General features: G+C 57.6%; 16 protein-coding genes, 1 tRNA gene and 3 pseudogenes. 9 read left to right on the plus strand and 11 right to left on the minus strand.

Annotation, left to right across the window (positions count from 1 at the left end; all coding sequences use genetic code 11):
- Positions 1–286: 286 nt before the first annotated feature.
- Positions 287–433 (plus strand): hypothetical protein, encoded by a 147-nt coding sequence (locus tag J1W56_RS26140; protein WP_404928125.1) that lies wholly within the window; start codon positions 287–289, stop codon positions 431–433.
- A gap of 127 nt (positions 434–560) precedes the next feature.
- Here the strand turns inward: J1W56_RS26140 and J1W56_RS09805 are convergent.
- A pseudogene (locus J1W56_RS09805) lies at positions 561–656 on the minus strand (oxidoreductase); the annotation flags it as partial.
- Positions 657–710: 54 nt separating this feature from the next.
- On the opposite strand from J1W56_RS09805, the pseudogene J1W56_RS26145 reads away from it, so the two are divergent.
- A pseudogene (locus J1W56_RS26145) lies at positions 711–800 on the plus strand (hypothetical protein); the annotation flags it as partial.
- A gap of 36 nt (positions 801–836) precedes the next feature.
- Positions 837–1214, plus strand: coding sequence for a helix-turn-helix transcriptional regulator (locus J1W56_RS25970; protein ID WP_264319112.1), 378 nt, complete (start codon positions 837–839; stop codon positions 1212–1214).
- A gap of 86 nt (positions 1215–1300) precedes the next feature.
- Here J1W56_RS25970 and J1W56_RS26150 read toward each other — a convergent pair.
- Positions 1301–1426, minus strand: a pseudogene (locus J1W56_RS26150) (IS110 family transposase); the annotation flags it as partial.
- A gap of 285 nt (positions 1427–1711) precedes the next feature.
- Here J1W56_RS26150 and J1W56_RS09820 point away from each other — a divergent pair.
- The 4 genes from J1W56_RS09820 to J1W56_RS09835 are packed head-to-tail and all read left to right on the plus strand — an operon-like array spanning position 1712 to position 6313.
- Complete coding sequence (locus J1W56_RS09820) at positions 1712–2314, plus strand: hypothetical protein (protein WP_223613094.1); 603 nt, start codon at positions 1712–1714, stop codon at positions 2312–2314.
- A gap of 1 nt (position 2315) precedes the next feature.
- Positions 2316–2978 carry an ABC transporter ATP-binding protein gene (locus tag J1W56_RS09825; RefSeq protein ID WP_223613095.1) on the plus strand — a complete coding sequence of 221 codons (663 nt, stop codon included), beginning with the start codon at positions 2316–2318 and terminating at the stop codon, positions 2976–2978.
- A 55-nt stretch (positions 2979–3033) separates the two neighbouring features.
- Positions 3034–3657 carry an ABC transporter ATP-binding protein gene (locus J1W56_RS09830; RefSeq protein ID WP_223613096.1) on the plus strand — a complete coding sequence of 208 codons (624 nt, stop codon included), beginning with the start codon at positions 3034–3036 and terminating at the stop codon, positions 3655–3657.
- A 1-nt stretch (position 3658) separates the two neighbouring features.
- Positions 3659–6313, plus strand: coding sequence for an ABC transporter permease (locus J1W56_RS09835; protein ID WP_223613097.1), 2655 nt, complete (start codon positions 3659–3661; stop codon positions 6311–6313).
- 353 nt (positions 6314–6666) lie between these two features.
- On the opposite strand, the gene J1W56_RS09840 is transcribed toward J1W56_RS09835, so the two are convergent.
- The 6 genes from J1W56_RS09840 to J1W56_RS09865 all read right to left on the minus strand — a co-directional run bounded on the left by J1W56_RS09840 (position 6667) and on the right by J1W56_RS09865 (position 14834).
- Positions 6667–10449, minus strand: a complete 3783-nt coding sequence (locus tag J1W56_RS09840; RefSeq protein ID WP_223613098.1) for a vitamin B12-dependent ribonucleotide reductase — start codon at positions 10447–10449, stop codon at positions 6667–6669.
- A gap of 597 nt (positions 10450–11046) precedes the next feature.
- Positions 11047–11646 (minus strand): tetratricopeptide repeat protein, encoded by a 600-nt coding sequence (locus J1W56_RS09845; protein ID WP_223613099.1) that lies wholly within the window; start codon positions 11644–11646, stop codon positions 11047–11049.
- 17 nt (positions 11647–11663) lie between these two features.
- Positions 11664–12098 (minus strand): NUDIX hydrolase, encoded by a 435-nt coding sequence (locus J1W56_RS09850; RefSeq protein ID WP_308526403.1) that lies wholly within the window; start codon positions 12096–12098, stop codon positions 11664–11666.
- Between the two features lie 358 nt (positions 12099–12456).
- Entirely contained in the window at positions 12457–12954 is a 498-nt protein-coding gene (gene gpt / locus J1W56_RS09855; RefSeq protein ID WP_223613101.1) for a xanthine phosphoribosyltransferase, read from the minus strand.
- A 162-nt stretch (positions 12955–13116) separates the two neighbouring features.
- A complete protein-coding gene (locus J1W56_RS09860; RefSeq protein ID WP_223613102.1) occupies positions 13117–13959 on the minus strand; it encodes a universal stress protein in 843 nt (280 codons plus the stop codon).
- A gap of 125 nt (positions 13960–14084) precedes the next feature.
- Positions 14085–14834, minus strand: coding sequence for a competence/damage-inducible protein A (locus J1W56_RS09865; protein ID WP_223613103.1), 750 nt, complete (start codon positions 14832–14834; stop codon positions 14085–14087).
- A gap of 173 nt (positions 14835–15007) precedes the next feature.
- Here J1W56_RS09865 and wrbA point away from each other — a divergent pair, with 173 nt between their 5' ends.
- Positions 15008–15607, plus strand: a complete 600-nt coding sequence (gene wrbA, locus J1W56_RS09870) for an NAD(P)H:quinone oxidoreductase type IV (RefSeq protein ID WP_223613104.1) — start codon at positions 15008–15010, stop codon at positions 15605–15607.
- Positions 15608–15612: 5 nt separating this feature from the next.
- Here the strand turns inward: wrbA and map are convergent, their stop codons facing one another.
- From map to J1W56_RS09885, 3 genes are all read right to left on the minus strand, one after another.
- The gene (map, locus tag J1W56_RS09875; RefSeq protein WP_223613105.1) at positions 15613–16407 is read right to left on the minus strand and encodes a type I methionyl aminopeptidase; all 795 of its coding nucleotides are present in this window, start codon (positions 16405–16407) and stop codon (positions 15613–15615) included.
- Positions 16404–16616: a ParD-like family protein gene (locus J1W56_RS09880; RefSeq protein WP_223613106.1), complete on the minus strand. Its 213-nt coding sequence runs from the start codon at positions 16614–16616 to the stop codon at positions 16404–16406. Before J1W56_RS09880 ends, map begins: the two co-directional genes overlap by 4 nt.
- 106 nt (positions 16617–16722) lie before the next feature.
- Positions 16723–16808: transfer RNA gene (locus J1W56_RS09885), tRNA-Leu, on the minus strand.
- Between the two features lie 639 nt (positions 16809–17447).
- Between J1W56_RS09885 and J1W56_RS09890 the strand changes: the two genes are divergently transcribed.
- The gene (locus J1W56_RS09890) at positions 17448–18944 is read left to right on the plus strand and encodes an ArnT family glycosyltransferase (protein WP_223613107.1); all 1497 of its coding nucleotides are present in this window, start codon (positions 17448–17450) and stop codon (positions 18942–18944) included.
- Positions 18945–18980 lie beyond the last annotated feature (36 nt).

Below are 18980 nucleotides of genomic sequence, written 5' to 3' on the forward strand. Positions count from 1 at the left end.
CGACGCAGTACGGATTTGACAGGGCGAGAAGAGGACGGGGTGAGAGACCCAAAGTTCCGTTTTTTTGAAACTGGTGTGCAGAACGGGGTTTTGAGCGACTGATATCAGGTGTGATGTGCCACAAGCATTGTATCTGGATTGGTCACCGTAAGTGGCGACGTTTGCTACAAAAGACGGAAGTCCCGGCGAAGCACCGTAGTACGATAACTGCCTGTTCAGTTTTATTTCGCATGATAGCTCCAATACTATGGGGTGAAGCAATAGGGTTGAGTGTCTCAGTTTATATATCGACGATTCTGGAAGCAGAGCCGTCTATCGAGACCCAAGGGAGGCAAAGGAGAAGTATGACTATTTCGCTCTCGGCGGTCTTATAATCAAGGATTCGGATAAAGAGTCCGCTAAGCGTGCTTACAACGACTTTTGTGAGAGGTGAAATATCGACTATCGGTGCGGCCCTTGTGGTGGTTGGAGGGCATTTGGTATCTCGGCAGTTGGCTCTCGTCGGCTCCCGGCAACAACCGGCAGAGTAACCAAGCGTGATCGCGTCGGGACGCGGATGCTCAATCCTGGGCTGTCGGTCGGATGACTATACTGCCCACGTCCACGTCGTCAGGCTGATCGATGGCGAAGACGATGCCTCGCGCAATCGCTGCGGCATTTCCTTTACGCCCGGGAACGCATCCTTCCTCCTCGATATGCTGCCGGCGTTCATGCACGTCTCTGGCAGGTCAATGGGAGCCGCAGCGATCACGGCGGTTCTGGGCCTGTTGGACGGGGAGGCCGAGCGGCCCGCCATGGGACACGAGGTTGTTACAGCCAGATTGGCGGAGGTTCTGATGATCCATGCTATTCGCACATTCACCGCGGCTTCCGAAACGACCAGCGGCTGGCTTGGCGCGCTGGCGGACCCACGCATCGGGCGTGCGATCCAAAGCTTCCACAGCGATATCGCACACCCATGGACCGTTGCCGCCCTGGCCGCTGAGGCGGGTATGTCGCGGGCGGCCTTCTCGTCGACTTTTACCCGCCGCATAGGACAGGCACCGTTTGCGTATATGCGCAACTGGCGGATGACGCGCGCCCGTGCTGCACTGGCTGAACGTCATTCCAGCGTCAGCAACGTGGCGGCGAGTGTCGGATACACGTCTCAAAGTGCGTTTGGCCATGCATTTCGCCGTACCTTTGGCGAGGCGCCGCGACAGCACTTGGCGTGAGCCGGGAGCCTATCTGACGAAACCTATTTTTCTGTCCGCTACCGCCCTCGTCTGGCCCGAAAGCAGATCGGCACACTTGGCCAGTTTCATGCCCACGCCTTTAGTATCGAAAAGCGTAGGTGAAGCGTTGATAGAAATGTCGCCACCTCATGGAGGTGCTTTCTTGTCATTTTGTTTCCTTGCTTGGAAATACGGCCAATTCGACTGGTTTCGCCAGACTCGTATCGTCACGGAGTGAGGCCGAGACAGACCAACAGTTGGTACTTCCGCGCAGTGGAGTTCGGCGGTTCCTACCGCATCGACATCAACTTCGTCATCAGGCCTGCTTTGACCTCGAGTATGGGCCGATTGTCTTCGGAATAGCCGATGTCCCTAAGCTGATCGGCTAGGCGTATGGTCGATCGCCTTACGGAACCGTATGGTAGCGGTGAAGCGGTCGTAAAGTTGGATGTTTATGGTCTTCGATGGCGCATGGTGGCGCGCACGAAGGAATGACCATGTACAAATATCTCGAAAAACACCCTGCGGTCACGATCGCCTTGACGCTCGCAGCCGCTGTCACATCAGCTTGTTTAACATTGCCGGCAGCGCATTCGGCATCGATACCTCAGGTTGAGGATTCTGCGACGGAAAAGAATCCGCCCGGAGACATCCCCGATACCCAAGTCTTTATCGAGTATCGCTCGGCTCTCGGCTTTTCTTTGAAAGTTCCCGAAGGATGGGCAAGGAAGGACGGACCGGACGGCGTCAGCTTTACTGACAAATTGGACGGCGTGGTGGTTATGGTTTCCGCCGCCGCTTCGCCGCCCTCGGTAGAATCCGTAAAGCGAGACTATGTTCCCAAAATGGAGGCCGCTGGAAAAGCGGTCAAGGTCGCTGGCGTTCGCGCCGTAAAGGTGTCTGGTGGCAATGCCATCCTGATTTCATACACCTCAGATTCGGAGCCAAACGCGGTCACGAACAAACAGGTTCGGCTTGAGAACAGACGCTACCTTTACTTCAGGAATGGAAAACTTGCCGAGCTCGATCTGTACGCACCATTTGGAGCGGACAATGCAGATCAATGGCGCATGATGTCCCAATCGTTTCGCTGGCAATGACATGCCGCTGATCGAAGCCCATGAATTGTACCGATTTTACCACAATGGGGATGATGAAACGGCGGCGCTGCGTGGCGTCAGCCTTCAGGTTGGGCATGGCGAGATTGTTGCGGTTACCGGACCGTCGGGCAGCGGTAAATCGACCTTGCTGTCATGCCTGACAGGCCTTGAAGAACCGGACGGCGGTTACGTCATCATTGCCGGTGAGAGGATCACGCGGCGCTCCGAAGCATTTCGAGCGTCCATAAGGGCGACGCGTTTGGGCATTTTGCAACAGGTGCCGAACCTTCTTGCGCACCTCACCGTGACCGAAAACATCGAACTTCAGATGCACCTGGCAGGCATGGTAAACATGAACAGCATCGAAATGCTGCTTTCGACAGTCGATCTGCGGCATCGTGCCTATGGTTATCCGAATGAGCTGTCCGGGGGGGAGGCGGCTCGCGCAGGGTTGGCTGTAGCGCTTGCGGCAGACCCTGTGCTGCTTGTCGCCGACGAGCCCACAGCTGAAGTTGACAGAAAAACTGAATCGCACCTGATCGAGCATTTCAAAAAGCGGCGACAGGCCGGCAAGTCGACGCTCGTTGCGACCCATAGCGATGCGATGTCCGGTATCGCGGATCGTGTTCTCAGATTGAGGGACGGGAAGGTGGTCCATGACTGAGTGTCTGGTCGATGCAAAAGATGTTGCAAGGGACTTTCCAGACGGAACATCCGGTGTGAGCACGGTCCTGCAGCCGTCATCGTGCCGGATTGTATCCGGGGATCGGATTGCGCTTACAGGCCCCTCCGGAAGTGGCAAGTCTACGCTTCTCTATCTGCTGGGCGGCCTTGACCGGCCCACCCGAGGGATTGTCACCTGGCCGGCGCTCGGTGCCGGAGATACCCTGCGGCCTGAGAAAATTACCTATGTTTTTCAATCACAAAGTTTGTTTCCCGCTCTGACGGTTCTTGAAAATGTGGCCTTGCCGCTGATTGTTTCAGGCGGGCAGGGTTTGCCTGATCAACGTGCGATGGCCTTGCTCACTGAATTCCAGCTCGATGGGCTGGCGGAGAAGCTTCCGGAAGAGTTGTCGGGCGGGCAGGCCCAACGTGTCGCTTTGGCAAGAGCACTCGTAACACAACCGCGATTGATCCTTGCGGACGAGCCGACCGGCCAGCTTGACGTGGCAACGGCAAGGACATTGATCGACGTGCTTCTCAGACAGATCGATGGTACGTCAACTGCGCTTATTATCGCGACGCACGATCTGAGGGTCGCCGAGCGCATGGAGAAACAATGGTCGATGCGACACGGCACGCTGACCACCGACAATCCGTCTCTCGCCGAATTGGTGCCGTGAAATGATGGGTCTTTGGGTATACGGTCTTGTCACGCGCCGCCCCTTGCAGCTTTTGGGAACCGCTGCAGGCATTGCAGGGACAGTCGGCTTGATCGCGTGTCTCGGCCTCTTTCTTTCCTCCAGCGCCCAAACGATGACCAGGAGAGCGATTGCAGGCGTTCCGATTGACTGGCAGGTTGAAGTTCTGGCTACGGCCGATAAAGCAGAGATAAAGAAAGCGATTGCTGAATCCGCAAGGGTTGCCGCTATGGGCGAGGCGCATTTTGCAAGCGTGACCGGCCTGGAAGCCACGACTGACGGAACCACCCAAACCACCGGGCCTGGCAAGGTGCTCGCATTTGACGCCGCCTATCTCCAAAGCTTCCCTGCCGAAATCCGCTCATTGTCAGCGTCAAATGGCGGTACGATGATAACCCAGCAGACAGCATCAAACCTCCACGTTAAGCCAGGTGATATTGTTACGATCCATCGTGTCGGTTTGTCGCCCGCGGCGCTAAAAATCGACCGCATTGTCGATTTGCCCGATGCGGATTCACTTTTCCAATCGATAGGTTTGCCTCCCCAATCGGCCCCACAGGCACCTCCCGACAATGTCTTGATACTTCCCTTGAACATTTGGAAAGATATTTTCAGACAACAGGAAGAAGCTTCTCCCGGTAGCATCAAGTTACAGTTCCATGCGAAGCTTTCGCACGCAGAATTACCTGCAAACCCTGATGCCGCCTATGCTTACGTCACTGGTGCCGGCCGTCATCTTGAAGCCCGGGTCGCAGGCTCGGCATTGCTCGCCAACAATCTTGGAGCACGGCTGGATGCGGTGCGAGGCGATGCCCTCTATGCCCGCGTTTTGTTTCTGTTTCTTGGCGTGCCGGGAATACTGCTTTCGGTGATGCTGACTTTTGCCATTACCGCTTCAGGTGCCGGTCGCAGAAAACGTGAACAAGCTCAAATGCGCGTTCGCGGTGCGTCAATGCGTCAAATCCTTTGGTTGACGGCGATGGAGGCGTTTGTTGTTGGTCCATTGGGCATCATCGGCGGAGTGATCCTGGCATTCATATTGACCAGAACGTTCTTGGGAAATGTGCCGCTGAGCTTATCGCACGTGTTTCTGTTCGTGGCTCTGGCGGCTTTTGGCATGCTGCTATCCCTGGCAGCGGTCATTCTCCCCGCCTGGAATGCGGCCCGGCTTCGAACCGTTCAGCTTGCCCGAAAGGCAGTCGAACCCGCTGTGGTACCGCTTTGGCAGCAATTCTATGCAGATGTCGTGCTGATTTTGTCGGCAGCAGCTATTTTCTGGCATTCGGCGGCACATGGCTACCAGGTCGTTCTAGCAACGGAAGGAGTTGCAGCGACTGCCGTCGACTATACGGCATTCGCCGCTCCGATCCTGTTCTGGCTAGGATCTGCGCTTTTCTGTGTTCGCATCTGCGGCTTCATCATTCGTGGAAATGGTGCAATATTGCGCGCGATGGTCATGCCTGTGAGCGGGTCGATGACGAAGGTTGTATCGTCCTCGCTTTCACGACAAGCCGGGCGATTGACGCTCGCAATTGCCATGGTCGCGATGGCGGTGTCGTTTGCAACCTCCACGGCGGTTTTCAATCGCACGTTCAACGATCAGGCGCATGTGGATGCCGAACTGACGAACGGCTCCGACGTCACGGTTTTTGGCACGACATTGCAACCGGCGGGGAGCCAATTGGCGCAATTGGAATCCATTCCAGGCGTCACGGTGGCGCGTCCCATGCAGCATCGCTTCGCCTATGTCGGCACGGATTTGCAGGATTTATATGGAATCGATCCCGCACGCATTCAGGCTGCGACGAAACTGTCCGACGCCTTTTTCTCTGCGGGAACTGCCGCCGACAATCTGGCGAGCCTCCTGAAAACGCCAGACGGGGTTCTCGTGTCAGAGGAAACGGTAAAGGACTTTCAGCTCAAAACGGGTGACACGATAAACCTGCGCCTGCAAAACGCGGCCGACCATCAATATCATGCCTACCCTTTTAAATTCATCGGTGTCGTAAGGGAGTTTCCCACTGCGCCGAAAGATTCGTTTTTGGTCGCAAACATGGACTATGTCTCAAAAATTACCGGCGACGCGACGGCCGAATATGTGCTGCTGCGTACAAATATCGATCCGGCCGCTGTCGCGCGCGCGGCCAGCGTATCATTAGGCTCGTTCCCATCGTTGAAAATCGTGGATATTGGCTCGGTCAGCCGTTTGATTGGCTCCAGCCTTACCGCTGTCGACCTTCGCGGCTTGACCTCGATTGAGCTGGCGTTCGCGCTCATCATGGCGATTGTCTCGGCTGGGCTCATGCTTGCCCTCGGTTTTATTGACCGAAGTCGCGACTATGCCATTCTCAACGCGATCGGAGTCAAGCCAGCCCAACTCGCGGCATTCTTGTGGAGCGAGGCCGCCATCATTCTGCTTGGAGGTTTGATATTCGGTCTTGTTACGGGCGTGATAACGGCTGGTATTCTCATCAGGATGCTGACAGGTGTTTTTGATCCGCCGCCGGAAACCATGTCGGTGCCGTGGCTTTACCTGCTCGCAGTCGGTGCCACCACAATCGCCTCGGTCATTCTTGCCGTGGCGTTTACCGAACGCCGCCGCAGACAGGCGTCCCAGGCATTCTGGCGACAAATATAAGCTGTTCGTGCACAGTTTCAGATGAGGTTGACCTCGCCGGGCAGGACGAGAACAAGCCCAACTCGGAACCTCAATCGTAATAATGCACACCGGGGAAATAGCTAGTCGCTCGCCCTGCCTGAATCTTCCTGGTGTATAGTGGCGGGTTGACTGGGCTTCTAGCGACCTTGGAAAAGGTCTCAGGTTGTCCGATTCATTGGTCTGATCTTCGTTCTTGGGTTCCCCAACCCTTGGGAAACCCGTTTTCTCAGGAAATTGCTTTTCCGCTAAGCCTTTGACTTCGTTGGTAGGAGAACGGAACATTGGGTCCTAAATACAGAACTTTGGGTCTCCCACCACACCACTTAGCTGGTTTAGCTGCAGCCGGACGTGCTTCCGCATGTATCGCACTTCAGGCAGGTGCCGTTGCGCACCATGGTGAAGTTCGAGCATTCCGAGCAGCTGTCGCCGGTATAGCCCTGCATCATCGACTTGATGCGGCGGTCGGACATCACCTTCTTTGCTTCGGCCTTGGCTTCTTCCGCCGCGGCTTCGGCGCTGGCATCCCCAAACAGGGCGGAGGCAGCGGATGTGTCGTCTTCCAGCTGGTCCTTGGCGCGTTCCTCATAGTCACGCTTGAAGCCCGTGGCCTCGTCCTGCGCCTGGGCAATAACCGGCTTGGTCGCGATGGCAACCGCGGAGCGGGTCGCAAGGGCCGTGACGTTCGACGCCATGACGGCCTTCGGTGCACCCGAGCCGAAACCCTTGGGATCGGGAGCGCCGGGGCTGACCATCTTCAGGACGGCGCCGCGGGTCAGACCCTTGGATACCGGCTCGGTCTTGCCTTCGGAAATGCCGCGGCCCAGCGATGTGTTGGAGAAGTCGGACTGATCGACATGGGCAAGATCATGGCGGTCGAGATAGGAGACAGCCAGCTCACGGAACACATAGTCGAGGATCGACGTGGCGTTCTTGATGGCGTCATTGCCCTGAACCATGCCGGCCGGTTCGAACTTGGTGAAGGTGAATGCCTCCACATATTCTTCCAGCGGCACGCCATATTGCAGGCCGAGCGAGATCGCTATGGCAAAGTTGTTCATCATCGCGCGGAAGGCCGCGCCTTCCTTGTGCATGTCGATGAAGATCTCGCCGAGACGGCCATCGTCGAACTCACCGGTGCGCAGGTAGACCTTGTGGCCGCCGACGACGGCTTTCTGGGTGTAACCCTTGCGGCGGTTCGGCAGTTTCTCGCGGTCGTGGATATATTTCTCGACGATGCGCTCGACGATCTTCTCGGTGACCTGCACAGCACGGGCGGCGGCAGGCGCCTCGATCAGCGCCTCGATGGCATCGTCCTCGTCGTCATCCACGTCGGCGAGCAGCGAGGAGTTCAGCGGCTGCGACAGTTTCGAGCCATCGCGGTAAAGCGCATTGGCCTTCAGCGCCAGTTTCCATGACAGCATGTAGGCCGACTTGCAGTCGTCGACGGTTGCTTCATTGGCCATGTTGATCGTCTTGGAGATCGCGCCGGAGATGAAGGGCTGGGCGGCGGCCATCATGCGGATGTGGCTGTCGACCGAGAGATAGCGCTTGCCGATCTTGCCGCACGGATTGGCGCAATCGAAAACCGGATAATGCTCTTCCTTCAGGAAGGGCGCGCCTTCCAGTGTCATCGCGCCGCAGATGTGGATGTTGGCGGCTTCGATTTCCTTCTTGGAGAAGCCGAGTGCCGGCAGCATTTCGAAGGAGAAGTCGTTGAGCTGTTCATCGGTGAAGCCGAGAACATTCTTGGCGAAGTCTTCGCCGACCGTCCATTTGTTGACTGCAAACTTGATGTCGAAGGCCGACTTCAACGCCGTGTTCAGCGTCGCGATGATCTCGTCGGTAAAGCCCTTGGCCTTCAGCGAGCCCGGGTTGATGGCGGGTGCCTGGTTGAGATTGCCATGACCGACGGCATAGGCTTCGATTTCAGCAATCTGGCTTTCGGAATAACCGAGCGTGCGCAGGGCTTCCGGCACGGCGCGGTTGATGATCTTGAAGTAACCGCCACCGGCGAGCTTCTTGAACTTGACCAGAGCGAAATCCGGCTCGATGCCCGTGGTATCGCAGTCCATGACGAGGCCGATCGTGCCGGTCGGCGCGATGACGGTGGCCTGTGCATTGCGGTAGCCGTGCTTTTCGCCGAGTTCCAGCGCCTTGTCCCAGGCCGAACGGGCATGGGCGATCAGGTCCTGGTCCGGGCAGTCGGAAGCAATCAGCGCAACCGGGTTGACGGCGAGGCCTTCATAACCCTGGGTTTCGCCATGGGCAGCGCGGCGATGGTTGCGGATGACGCGCAGCATGTTGGCGGCATTTGGCGCGTAGCCGTTGAAGGCGCCGAGCTCCTTGGCCATTTCGGCCGATGTTGCATAGGAAATGCCGGTCATGATGGCGGTGAGGGCACCGCCGATGGCGCGGCCTTCGGCGCTGTCATAGGGAATGCCCGAGGTCATCAGCAGGCCGCCGATATTGGCGTAGCCGAGACCGAGCGTGCGGTATTCATAGGAGAGGCGGGCGATTTCCTTGGACGGGAACTGCGCCATCATCACGGAGATTTCGAGGACGATAGTCCACAGGCGGGCCGTGTGCTCATAACCCGTCACGTCGAACTTGCCGTCCTTGCCGCGATAGGTGAGGAGGTTGATCGATGCGAGGTTGCAGGCCGTGTCGTCGAGGAACATGTATTCCGAGCACGGGTTGGAGGCGCGGATCGGGCCGGCCGCCGGGCAGGTATGCCAGTCGTTCATCGTGGTGTTGAAATGCAGGCCCGGATCAGCGGACGCCCAGGCGGCGTAACCGATCTTTTCCCAGAGGTCGCGGGCTTTCAGGGTCTTCATGACCTTGCCGTCCTTGCGGGCGGTCAGGCTCCAGTCGCCATCATTCTCGACGGCGCGCAGGAATTCGTCCTTGAGCGACACGGAATTGTTGGAATTCTGGCCGGCAACGGTGAGATAGGCTTCGGAATCCCAGTCGGTGTCGTAGGTCTTGAAATCGATATCCGTGTAGCCCTGCTTGGCGAACTGGATAACCCGGTAAATGTAGTTTTCCGGAACCTGGTTCTTCTTGGCCGCCTTGATCTCGCGCTTCAGCGCCGGGTTCTTGGCGGGTTCGTAGCAATCGCCATTGTCGGCCTCGCAATTCACGCAGGCCTTCATGATGGCAGCCAGATGCTGCTTGACGATCTTGGAACCGGTGACAAGAGCGGCAACCTTCTGCTCTTCCTTCACCTTCCAGTCGATATATTCCTCGATATCGGGATGATCGACATCAACCACCACCATCTTGGCGGCGCGGCGGGTCGTGCCGCCCGACTTGATGGCGCCGGCAGCGCGGTCACCGATCTTGAGGAAGGACATCAGGCCGGAGGAGCGTCCGCCGCCGGAAAGCTTTTCGCCTTCGCCGCGCAGGAACGAGAAATTGGAGCCGGTGCCGGAGCCGTACTTGAACAGGCGGGCTTCGCGAACCCACAGGTCCATGATGCCGCCTTCATTGACCAGATCGTCGGCGACGGACTGGATGAAGCAGGCATGCGGCTGCGGATGTTCATAGGACGATTTTGACTTCGTCAGCTTGCCGGTGTCCGGGTCGACGTAATAGTGACCCTGGCCGGGGCCATCGATGCCATAGGCCCAATGCAGGCCTGTGTTGAACCATTGCGGGGAATTGGGGGCGACGCGCTGGGTGGCGAGCATGTAGGCGAGCTCATCGCGGAACGCGAGGGCGTCTTTCTCCGAATCGAAATATTTGCCCTTCCAGCCCCAGTAGGTCCAGGTGCCGGCAAGGCGATCGAAAACCTGACGCGCATCCATTTCCGAGCCATAGCGTGCGTCGGCCGGCAGCGCTGCCAAAGCTTCCTCATCGGCAACCGAACGCCACAGCCATGAAGGGACGGAATTTTCCTCAACCTTCTTCAGCTTGGCCGGTACGCCTGCCTTACGGAAATATTTCTGCGCGAGAATGTCGGCCGCGACCTGACTGAACTGGGCCGGCACATCGATATTCTCCAGACGGAATACAACAGAGCCGTCGGGATTCTTGATCTCGCTCGTCGCTACGCGGAATTCGATGTCCGCATAGGCTGATTGATTCTCTTTGGTAAAACGCCGTTCGATCCGCATCTGCTTCGTCCTTGTCTCTATATATAGTGTTCGTTGGGCGCCATGTGAAGAGCTGCGCGCATCAAGAACACAAACCCGCCCTATCCGGATTCAGTCCCTGAATCCGGTGCTGTCGCCGCGACCTGTCCTCGATGCGGTTTTCACCGCTTCAGTCCTGGGCCCGGCGGCCCTTTTTTGACGCCTGTTTTGTGACTCGCCCCAAATGAGAATGTCACATTATCTGGTGTCGAACGTACCTGTAAACACTAAATATTGTGTTAAGACACCATTTACCCAACAAATGTTTCCCTGTGCACAATGGTATTCTTCCGGCTGCAGACACAGGTCATCACCGGCGTGCACCATAGGGTGCAAACTGTGAAAAACACTGCATAAACTGGGAAAAAGACCGGTCACATTACTCCCCGGTCACGCCACAAACGCAACGACTGCCCTATAAAAAGTGACTCGGGGTCGAGCGTCAAGAATTAGTTTTTTACATATTTGTGACCGCAACATCTTGTGTGTCACATATGTGGATAACGGGGAGAACTTTCGCTTGTTTTTCCGGTAGCTGGCTACGGATGGAAAGGTGGCGCCAATGGCGCTCAACATCACCTATTGTGGGTTCTTGTCCTTCAGGCGCTCATATTCGAGGGCGTCGCGCGTGGCATTTTCCGTATCGCCCTTGGCGTTATAGGCGATGGCACGGTTGTAAAAGGCGGTGGGATAGTCCGGCTTGAGGCGGATAACGGCGGTGTAACCGGCAATCGCCGCGTCGAGATCGCCTTTCTTTTGAGAGGCATAGGCTTTGCCATACAGGCTGTCGATGTCTTCGGGTGCCAGTTTGAGCGCCGTGTCGTAGTCCTCGATCGCCTGATCGTAATTGCCCAGGTCGTGCCTGGCATAACCCCGGCTGTACCAGGCATCCTTGAAGTCCGGCTTCAGGGTGATGGCTTGGGAATAATCGGCAACCGCAAGATCAAGCTTCTGCACATCCAGATAGGCGTTGCCCCTGTCATAATAGGCCTTGGCGCGCAGCTTATCCGGCGCGCTGTCAATCCAGTTGTCGCAGTTGCTGATTCGCTCTTCCGGTGATGACGATGCGGTCTCGTCGATGCAGCCGTGCTCGATCTTCTGCAATTGCGTATTGTCGAGAGCGAGGGCGGGGCTGGAAAGGATGGCGATAATGGCGAGCGAAAGATTGAAGCGGATCATATCGCTCGTCCCGAACATCAGCGAGGGGTGACGAGCGCCGGATCAAAACTCGCAATGAGGGCCTTCAGTTCCGGCTCTTCGACCCGGCGGGCGCATTCTTCGACGCTGACCCATTCGAGGCGGCGTTCGCCGCGTTCGGGCCAGTTCTTTTCCTGATGGGAAAAATGCATGGGAAAGACATCGACGACGAAATCGCCGCATTCGCCTTCCGACATATCGTGCTTTTCATAGCGGTAAACGCCGATGGAGAAGGGGGCTATATCACCGCGCGCACCGGCTTCCTCATAGGCCTCGGTCTTGGCCGAATGGGCGAAGGTCTTGCCAACCTGCGGCCAGCCCTTGGGCAGCACCCATCGCCCCGTGCCGCGACTGGTGATCAGAAGAATCTCTGTTTGCTGTTTTTTGACCCGGTAAACGAGCGCGGCAACCTGGCGGATTCTGCCGTCCGGCATTTCAATCCGCTTTTCCGTCACGATCTCGTTGGCGTAATTTAAGTTCAATGCTCCGCTCTTTTTTTGCGATTTGTTTCAATGATTGTGAACCGATTCTTGCAAATCGCAATCACTCTCAGGCTACTGTTCCTAGCTTATATGCGACTTGTGTCGATTTTTTGAACAGCAGTGCAAAAAAACCACAGCGGATCCCGCAGAGGCAATATCACTTCGAAGGCAGGGAATCCATTCTACGGAAGAATGAGAGGCAGCCGGAATGAACGGCGCTGATCACGATATGCCATGACCTCCAGCGAGGTCATGGTTCCATTCGTGTTTGGGCGGAGGCGGTTCGGGCTACCCCGCAGGAAATGGCTGGTTAGCCCCGGTGTCCCTTGGTGATCGGTTCCTGATAGGTCAGGCCCATATCCCAGGGGAAATAGATCCAGGTGTCCTGCGAGACTTCCGTGACGAACGTATCGATCAGCGGGCGGCCCTTCGGCTTGGCGTAGACCGTGGCAAAATGCGCCTTGGGCATCATGGCGCGCACGACCGCAGCGGTTTTGCCGGTATCGGTCAGGTCGTCGATGACGAGAATGCCCTCACCACCATCTTGCAGAAGGCGCGGATCGACGTCCTTCAGCACCTTGAGTTCGCCCTGTTCCTCATAGTCGTGGTAGGAGGCAATGCAGACGGTTTCGATCATGCGGATGCCGAGCTCGCGGCAGATGATTGCCGCCGGTACGAGGCCGCCGCGGGTGATGGCAACCATGGCGCGCCATTCGCGCTGCATGCCCGCGACACGCCAGGCAAGGGCACGGGCGTCCCGATGGAACTGGTCCCAGGACACCGGAAAAGCTTTATCGGGAAGAGACATGGTGCACTCCATCAGGTAAACACGAAACAGGCGGAGGTTAATCCGCTAGGGAATGCGTCTCGCAATAGCTGGAAAAGCCTGTCCGTGGCAAGCCGCTTGCGCGGCCCGCTGTTCCCGAGGGTGCAGAAAGATGTGATTTGCGGCTGTCTTGCGCGGAGTTCGTCAGCGTGACATCAGCGTCAGGCATGGCATGTCGGATATGAATGAACTTGTCACCCCGCCAAAAACCCATTCCTTGAGGCGCGACTGGCTATAGGCACCCATGACGATCAGATCCACCTTGTCGTCGGCAATCTTGCGGCGCAGGATCTTGTCGGCGGCCTCGCCATTGGATTCAATCGTGAAAGGATTGACGTTGACGCCGTGGCGGCGCAGGGCGTCCGAGAGCGGGGTGCCCGGAATATCCATGTTCGGGTCGGTGGTTTTCTTCGGATCGATCCAGACGACATCCGTGCGCTCGGCCTTGATCAGGAAGGGCAGGGAATCGAAAGCCGCCCGCGAAGCCTCGCGCTTGCCATTGAAGGCAACGAGTACGCGGTTGATTTTCGTCGGGAGTTCGATCTTGTAGGGGACAAACAGCACGGGACGCCCGCTTTCCATGACAAGCGGGTCAGTGACATCGTTGACGCTGTCCGGATCATCCGGGTCCGGTTGCCCGGCCACGATGATATCCGCACGCAGGGCGCTTTGGGTGACGCCGGCCGACGGGCTGCTGCTCTCCGAGCGGACGATGCGGAACTCGTGGGAAATCCTGCCCTTGCCCATTTCCTTGTTGAACAGCGCAGAGATCGCCTCCGAATTCTCCTTGTGGCGCTGTTCATGCGCCTCGAACAGGGTCGTATCGGCAAAACCGGTGGGATCTGCGTAAACGATGGGAGAGGGGATCGTGTAAAGGCCGATGATGTGGGTTCGTTCGCTTGAAGAGGCGATCAGCTTTGCCGCGCCCATAACCCTTGGCGCCTCGCGCTCGCTGCGGATAAAAGCGATGATCGTGCGAAATGCCATGCGGGCCTCCATCGGTTGACAGGTCGATCTTGCTATTCAGAGCATTATACGCTCCGAACGCAAGACCGGCGCGTGTGATTTTATCGCAGGTGCGAACGGAACGTTGGCCGCAGGCCTATGGTTCCTCAGATTTGCTTGGCCGATGCGAGGTGTTCCACCATGGCCCGTACGGCCTGTTCTGCGGCGGCGAGCTTGTTCTCGTCACGGGCGCGGACAACCAATTCCGTTGAAAACCTGTTGTTTTCGTACTTCGGATAGGAGCCGATGATCGTATCGGGGTGCGCCGCCTGGATATCGCGCAGCGGTATGGCAATCGTGCCTTCGCCGAAGGGGCAATTGACCGAACGGGAAAGCAGCTGCTTGCCGACCCTCAGCGTGGGAATCACATTGTCGAGCATCGCCTGAAAAATCGAGGGAACACCCGCCATCACGTAGACATTGCCGATGTTGAACCCGGGCGCGGTCGAGACGGGATTGTCGATATGCACGGAACCGCGCGGCATGCGCGCCATGCGCTGGCGGCTTTCGGTGAACTCCATGCCGCGCGCCGCGTAATTGTCGCCCATCAGCTGCATGGCCTTGGCGTCATGCTCGCAAGGCACGCCAAATGCCTTGGAAACGGCGTCCGCCGTAATGTCGTCGTGGGTCGGGCCGATGCCGCCTGAGGTGAAGACATAATCATAGGCGCCGCGCAGGGCATTCAACGCGTCAACGATGCGGTCTTCCTCATCCGGAACAATCCGCACTTCCTTCAGATCGATGCCGACCGCCGTCAGAATATCGGCGAGATGGCCAATGTTCTTGTCCTTGGTCCGGCCGGACAGCAACTCGTCGCCAATGGCAAGCATGGCAGCGCTCACGACTTCATTCGTCATCTGGATTCTCCTATCGCGGAGGCGACCGTAATGGGCGCAAACAGCCGCCGCAAGCCATTTCAAATGGTGAACAGTTTGTCGCGACAATGTCTGTTTTAATGAACAGCGAAAAGCTTAACCTATGGGCATGGCGGCATTTTCCCGTCCAACCGATGTCAACGATGGAGACGATCATGGCCAAGGTGTTGGTGCTTTATTATTCAAGCTGGGGACATATGGAGCAGATGGCCTATGCCGCTGCGGACGGCGCACGGGAAGCCGGCGCTGAGGTCACTGTCCGGCGCGTGCCGGAACTGGTTCCGCTCGATGTGGCGAAGGCCTATCACTACAAGCTCGACCAGAAGGCAGAGATTGCCACGGTGGACGAGCTCGAAACCTATGACGCGATCATTGTCGGCGTATCCTCGCGCTTTGGCTCGATGTCGGCGCAGATGAAGAATTTTTTCGACCAGACCGGCGGTCTCTGGGTCAAGGGCGCGCTGATCAACAAGGTCGGCTCGGTCATGGCGTCTTCAGCCACCCAGCATGGCGGCCAGGAACTGGCGCTTGTTTCCACCCAGTGGCAGATGCAGCACCACGGCATGATCATCGTGCCGCTCTCCTATGCCTATCAGGCGCAGATGGGCAATGACGTCGTGCGCGGCGGTGCGCCCTATGGCATGACCACGACGGCCGATGGCGACGGCTCGCGGCAGCCTTCGGCGCAGGAACTGGAAGGCGCAAAATTCCAGGGCAAGCGCGTTGCCGAGATCACCATCAAGCTGCACGGCTGATTGAATCAGCCAGCCGGCGCAAGCCGCCTGAGCGGTCCTGCCGCCCATTCGTCGGGACGCAGCGTCAGCACGGATACACCGGAGGCTGTAACGGCAACGGTGTGTTCAAACTGCGCGGAAAGTAACCCGTCTCTCGTCACGACAGTCCAGCCGTCGGCTTGCGTTTTTACGGTCCGGCGGCCCTGATTGAGCATCGGCTCGATGGTGAAAACCATGCCCTCACGCAGGGTGAGGCCGGTTCCCGGCTTTCCGAAGTGCAGGATCTGTGGTTCCTCATGCATTTCCCGGCCGATGCCGTGACCGCAATATTCATGCACCACGGAATAGCCATGGCGCTTGGCATGGCGTTCGATTGCCCAGCCGATGTCACCAAGCCGCGCACCCGGTCGAACGGCGCGGATACCCATCCACATGGCTTCGTAAGCGGTGTGGACCAGCCGCCTGGCGGCCAGATTGACGTTGCCAACGAGATAGGTCTTGCTGGAATCTGCGATATAGCCATTCTTCTCCAGCGTGATGTCGAAATTGACGATGTCGCCGTCCCGAAGCACATCCGATTGGGAGGGGACGCCATGGCAGACCACATCGTTCACCGAAGAATTCAGCACAAAACCATAGCCGTACTGGCCTTTGCTCGCAGGGCGGGCCTGAAGATCATGGACGATGAAACGCTCGACCATTTCATTGATCTGAAGTGTCGACATGCCGATCAGCGAGGTTCGATCCAGCAGCCCGAACACGGACGCCAGCAGCCGGCCGGATTCGGCCAGCAATGCCAGTTCCTGGGGCTGCTTCGTCATGCTTCACTCGCGGCCAGTGGTTGCGCCGATACGCCGGCGGAACTGAGCTCGCGCTCGATGATCGCGGTGAAACTGAGCGTCGGATTGGTCTCGCAGAGCATGCCGATTTTGATCCAATAGGTGGCCTGCGCATTGATTGAGCGGCACGATACTTTGCTCGCCCTGCGCAGTTGATCGTGCAGATCGTCATCTATGCTCACAATACCCATGGGTATCTCCATATATGGTTCGTATATGAATCGTATATAATACGGATATGAAAAGGCCAAGGGTAACGTTGCACAGCAGCATGATGAAACGTGCGGGGATGGGAAATGGTGCGGACGGCGGGGGTCGAACCCGCATGACCTATGGCCGAGGGATTTTAAGTCCCTTGCGTCTACCAGTTTCGCCACGTCCGCGCGCCTATGCTTTTCAACGGTTCGGACGATTCCGTCAACAGCCGTTTGCCGGAAAATCGGGGCTCGATCACGTTCCCACGCCCATGGTCCAATGACCGGGCCCCGAAGCCGGAAGCAACCGGCATGACAGAGACGGATGAAGGGCACGGAAATTTAGTTGAAAGTTCAGATTAATTTTTGGCGCTATTGTCTTCACAAGAAAGCGCAAAAGGAAAGGGCGGGATACTGACCGATCCCGCCCCTTCACCCCACCCCAGGAATTGTTCTTGTTTTGGTGAGGCTTGAATATTCGTGTGAGATTTGCTGTTCAGATGCCGCCGTCAATCTTGCATTCCAAGCGCACCAAGTACTCAGCGCTCTGTCGTTTCACCACTCACAGGCTGCCGACCGCATTAATCGTAGACGTTATGCTCGATCTCTCCCTGAACATTGCAACTACAGTTAGCGACATTAGCCACTTGCATTGACTTGAAAAGGGACGCTGCTGTCCCTTTTTGCATTATGCCCATTGCGCCGACCCAAATGTGCGCAAAGCATTTCATGCGACGGGATGTGCGGCCCCATCATCGACTGCACGTACTGGTGGATTTCCACATCCAGTTGGACTAGAAGCGGCTTATCCAAAAGTATGAGAGAACAATGTCCGCTATTCCGCTTCAATCTCCATTGCGCAGTGTCAGACAGCTGGCGTCGGAGAATCCGGGGCTGCTGTTTGTTCTGCTGTATTTCGCCTTTCAGGTGGTGTTCCTGACGATTATTTCCAACGGCGCCGGTGTCGACGATGCCGAGCAGCTGGCCTATGTCGGCGCGCTGCAATGGGGCTATGGCGGTTCGCAGCCGCCGCTTTATACCTGGATAAACAGTGTGGCGGGGGATATCCTCGGCATCCGCATGTCGACCGTCTTCCTGGTGAAGTTCGGCATGCTGGCGAGCCTTTTTGTCAGCGTTTATGCCGGCGCCCGGCTGCTGGGAATGCGCAAAGCCGTTGCGGCGGCCGGCATGGTCGGCGTGTTTCTCCTGCCGCAGATCGCGTGGGAATCGCAGCGAACCCTGACGCACTCCGTCGGCGCGACCACCGGTTGCGCCTGGGCATTCCTTGCCTTCGCCTGGCACATGAAATCGCGCTCCTGGCTGTCTGCCGCCTTGCTGGGGCTGGGCATCGCGGCCGGTCTTCTCGGAAAATTCAATGCGGGCTTTTTTCTCGTCGGCTTGATCCTGGCCGGCCTTTCTGTTCCAGCCTACCGGGCCGTTCTTCTGTCGTCCAAATCCATTCTGACACTTGCCGCTTTTTTTGCCGCCGTGACGCCGACTGCCCTTTGGGCGCTCTCCCACATGGACAACCTCCTGGCGCGCTCGCACAAGTTCCAGATCAACGAGGGCGGGCAGTTCATCGCCAGCCGGTTGCACGGCGAATGGAAACTGTTCCTCAATGGCATCCTCTTCTCGGGTGTCGCGCTGGTATTCTTTGCCGTCGCCTGGTGGCGGAGCCGGGCGCAGCAGATCACGCCGAAGGCAGGTTTGAGCGACGGCGAAACCTTTCTCGGCCGTGTTCTGTTTTTCGCCCTGGCCGCCGTCTTTGTCGGCGTGCTCGTGAGCGGTGCCGCCGAGGTGAAGGATCGCTGGCTGCAACCGGTGCTTTTTCTGTCGCCGCTTTATCTGGCAATGCTGCTCGGCCGTTACATCGCGTCGGATCTGCCGCTGAAACGTTTTGCCATTGTCGGTGCGCTGTGCGGACTTGCGGTCATTCCGATACTGGCCGTCAATATCCTCTATGCCTATGAGGGCGGCGCTCCGTCCATCGGCCAGCTGGACTATGGCAAGCTCTACGCGGCGACACGGGCCGACGGACATTATGTGACCGTGGTTTCGGACGGTCCGCAATTGCCGGGGAATCTGCGTCTTTACGATCAGTCCTTGAGCCCGATCCACTGGGAAATGCCCAATGCGGCGGCCCGTATCCGTTTTCCCGCGCTGTTTGTCTGGTTTGGCGAAGCTCCGAACCCGGTGGTGCAGGGGCTGATGCAAGGCGCCGGCATGACCAACCCGCCCACGGACATCAAGCACATAACGCTGGGTTACAAATACTATCCCGATCAGACCAAGGTTGTGAGCTACGTGGTTGTTCCGGCGCCTTGACAAGCAGACGGATAGGCATGCCGCCCTTATCGTCTG

The sequence above is a fragment of the Phyllobacterium calauticae genome, from assembly GCF_019991125.1.
Lineage (GTDB): Bacteria > Pseudomonadota > Alphaproteobacteria > Rhizobiales > Rhizobiaceae > Phyllobacterium > Phyllobacterium calauticae.